The organism is Amphritea opalescens (assembly GCF_003957515.1).
Lineage (GTDB): Bacteria > Pseudomonadota > Gammaproteobacteria > Pseudomonadales > Balneatricaceae > Amphritea > Amphritea opalescens.
Window position 1 is genome coordinate 1 of sequence record NZ_RQXW01000034.1, and the last position, 3,429, is coordinate 3,429.

General features: G+C 47.5%; 3 protein-coding genes. 2 read left to right on the forward strand and 1 reads right to left on the reverse strand.

The genetic code is table 11. The features are described 5' to 3' along the window. Nucleotides 1–345: 345 nt before the first annotated feature. Nucleotides 346–612: a hypothetical protein gene (locus EH243_RS18390; protein ID WP_126160119.1), complete on the reverse strand. Its 267-nt coding sequence runs from the start codon at nucleotides 610–612 to the stop codon at nucleotides 346–348. Between the two features lie 433 nt (nucleotides 613–1,045). Between EH243_RS18390 and EH243_RS18395 the strand changes: the two genes are divergently transcribed. Both EH243_RS18395 and ilvN read left to right on the forward strand, forming a co-directional pair. Continuing rightward, nucleotides 1,046–2,767 carry an acetolactate synthase 3 large subunit gene (locus EH243_RS18395; RefSeq protein ID WP_126160120.1) on the forward strand — a complete coding sequence of 574 codons (1,722 nt, stop codon included), beginning with the start codon at nucleotides 1,046–1,048 and terminating at the stop codon, nucleotides 2,765–2,767. A 2-nt stretch (nucleotides 2,768–2,769) separates the two neighbouring features. Further along, entirely contained in the window at nucleotides 2,770–3,261 is a 492-nt protein-coding gene (gene ilvN, locus EH243_RS18400) for an acetolactate synthase small subunit (RefSeq protein ID WP_126160121.1), read from the forward strand. Nucleotides 3,262–3,429 lie beyond the last annotated feature (168 nt).

Here is a 3,429-nt window from a genome sequence, read left to right on the forward strand (position 1 = left end):
GGCCTGAGAGGTCTTGAGGCGACTTAAAACGGCCTCAAACTATTGCCCCAGTATTTTGTTAATAAAACAGTCATGGCGCTAGAAAAGCAAAACCCCAGCAAAAATACTGGGGTTTATCAGTAACCTGAAACGCCCTGACTTGTCAGGGCGTTTGTGTATCTGGGGTTTGGGTTTGCAGCTGTGCCGTTAGGTCGTTGATGTGATGTTGAAGACTGGTCGAGCGGTTAAATGAATGAGGCTCAGCGGAAGGCGATATCAACAGAGTGGCGTTGCTAACGTGAAAGGGTTTAAGCGGGTGTTAGAGTGGGGCCGAATCGACCCCGGTAGCGGTTTCGCGGGCGAGGCTTAATATAGGGCTTTTTCGTCGCGAACTAGATCTTTTAGCATATCCAGAAATAGGGTATCTGCTTCGCTGTGCTCTAGCGGTATTTTGATATTGGTGGTGGCTGACAACTCATCGGCAATTTTGACATTGGCGTTTTTTTCGTCGATATGTTTACGGGTGATATCCAGTGCGGTTTTACAGATGTCTGGTTCGACCATTATTTTGCGCAATACCAGCACAAACTCATTCAGTGCACGTTCCTTGTTTTTAATTTCCGCTGTGTTCATGCAACGATCTCCAAATTAAAAAATATCTATGTTTAGCTTATTTTAGCTTTAACTCACTATAGCATTCTCACTGCCGAGTCGGCAGCCCTGTGTTGTGGCAGTAGAAGAATATTTGTTTTATCGGTGCTATTTACTTGATCATTTCCTGAGTTGCTGTCAGAATAACGCCACAATTTTGATGTTTCTGCACTAAGTAGGTTACCCCGAAGCAGAAACTTGATAAGCACACCCAGCTTATCTTCCCGGGTTTACAGTGTGTACCCACACGTAATCGTCGGATGAAGAGTTGCTTTTGCCTTTCTCTGGTCGTACCGACCACCTTCGCAAAAGCCTGCTGGTTGATGTTATTACACACCAGTAGGCGAGTCATAACATCCTCCAGTATCAGAATTTTTTATACATGCCTCTGTGCGTGTAATTTGAGGATACTATTGTGGAACAACTTTCAGGCGGCGAAATGCTAATTCGCGCCCTTAAAGATGAGGGAGTGAAACACATCTACGGTTATCCCGGTGGGGCACTGTTGCATATTTATGATGCACTGTTTCAGCAGGATGACGTGCAACATGTTCTGGTTCGCCATGAACAAGCTGCCACCCATATGGCTGATGCCTATGCGCGAGCAACCGGTAAAGCCGGTGTAGCGCTGGTGACTTCCGGTCCAGGTGCAACCAATGCGATTACTGGTATTGCTACGGCCTATATGGATTCGATTCCGATGGTGGTGATCACGGGTCAGGTGATGAGCTTTCTGATCGGTGAAGATGCGTTTCAGGAAACCGATATGATCGGTGTCTCCCGTCCTGTTGTTAAGCACAGCTTTAGTGTTCAAAACCCTGAAGATATCCCTTCTATTATTAAGAAGGCGTTTCATATCGCTGAGAGTGGCCGTCCAGGCCCTGTTGTGGTTGATATCCCTAAGGATATGACGAACCCAACGGATCGGTTTAACTACGAATATCCGAAAAATATTAAGTTACGCTCCTATAACCCGGTCAGCCGTGGACATAGTGGTCAGATCAAGAAAGCGATCGATATGGTACTGGACGCTAAGCGTCTGGTTATCTACGCCGGTGGTGGTGTTATCTTGGGTGGCGCGAGCGGCGAGTTAACTGAACTAGCGCAGCTATTGAATGCACCGGTAACCAATACATTGATGGGACTGGGTGGTTATCCCGGTACTGACCGTCAGTTTATCGGTATGCTGGGTATGCATGGTAGTTATGAAGCTAACATGGCGATGCATCATGCGGATCTGATTTTAGCGGTGGGTGCTCGTTTTGATGACCGCGTTACTAATGGCGTCGACAAATTCTGCCCGACGGCTAAGATCATCCATGTGGATATCGACCCTGCGTCTATCTCTAAAACCATTAAAGCCGATGTGCCGATTGTTGGTCCGGCCAAGCATGTGTTGAATGAGATGGCGACACTGGTTAAAGATAGCAAGAAACAGCCAGAAAAAGAGGCGGTTGATTCTTGGTGGAAACAGATCGATGAGTGGCGTACGCGTCATGGCGGCCATTATCGCACCGATGATTCTGAGAAGATGAAGCCTCAGCAGGTTATCGAGATGCTGAGTAAGGTGACCGGTGGTGATGCTTATGTTTGTTCTGACGTGGGTCAGCACCAGATGTTCGCGGCGCAGTATTATAAGTTCAATAAGCCGAATCGTTGGATCAACTCCGGTGGTTTGGGCACCATGGGCTTTGGCTTGCCAGCAGCGATGGGCGTGAAGATGAACTTCCCTGATGAAGAGGTGGTTTGTGTTACCGGTGAAGGGAGTATTCAGATGAATATTCAAGAACTGTCGACCATCAGCCAATACAATATCCCACTGAAGGTTATCTGTTTGAATAACCAGTCACTGGGTATGGTACGTCAGTGGCAGGATATGAACTATGAATCACGCCACTCGCATTCCTATATGGAATCGCTGCCGGACTTTGTTAAGCTGGCCGAGGCTTATGGTCATGTGGGCATGAAAGTTGATAAATATGAAGATCTTGAAGCGGCGATGACGAAAGCGTTTGCCATGAAAGATCGGATGGTATTTATGGATATCACAGTAGATCCGTTTGAACATGTATACCCGATGCAGGTACCGCGTGGTTCTATGCGTGATATGTGGCTGAGTAAGACGGAGAGAACCTGATCATGAGACATATTATTTCTGTGCTGATGGAAAACGAACCGGGTGCATTGTCTCGGGTTGTGGGTCTGTTCTCCCAGCGGAACTTTAACATCGAGTCGTTGACTGTTGCGCCAACCGAAGACTCAACCCTGTCTCGTTTAACCGTGACTACCATTGGAAGTGATCGTGTTATCGAGCAGATCACGAAGCAGCTGAACAAGCTGATCGATGTGGTTAAAGTGGTTGATCTGACGGAAGGTGATCATGTTGAACGTGAGCTGATGATGATTAAGCTGAAGGCCAGTGGCCAGATGCGGGCTGAGATCAAGCGGACGGCGGATATCTTTCGTGGTCAGATCATCGATGTGACGCCAACGACCTATACGGTTCAGCTGACCGGTGCCAGTGATAAGCTGGATGCCTTTATCGAAACCTTGGGTGCGGCACATATTATGGAAGTCGTACGTACGGGTGTTTCGGGCTTGTCGCGTGGTGAGAAAGTTCTGAGTATCTAATGACCATCGATTGTTGATTAAAAGCCGCTCACTGAGCGGCTCAGGTTACTGATAAACCCCAGTATTTTTGCTGGGGTTTTGCTTTTCTAGCGCCATGACTGTTTTATTAACAAAATACTGGGGCAATAGTTTGAGGCCGTTTTAAGTCGCCTCAAGACCTCTCAGGCC

Coding starts and splice junctions, on each gene's coding strand:
- ilvN (WP_126160121.1), top strand. CDS start 2,770: ATGAGACATATTATTTCTGTGCTGATGGAAAACGAACCGGGTGCATTG.
- EH243_RS18390 (WP_126160119.1), bottom strand. CDS start 612: ATGAACACAGCGGAAATTAAAAACAAGGAACGTGCACTGAATGAGTTT.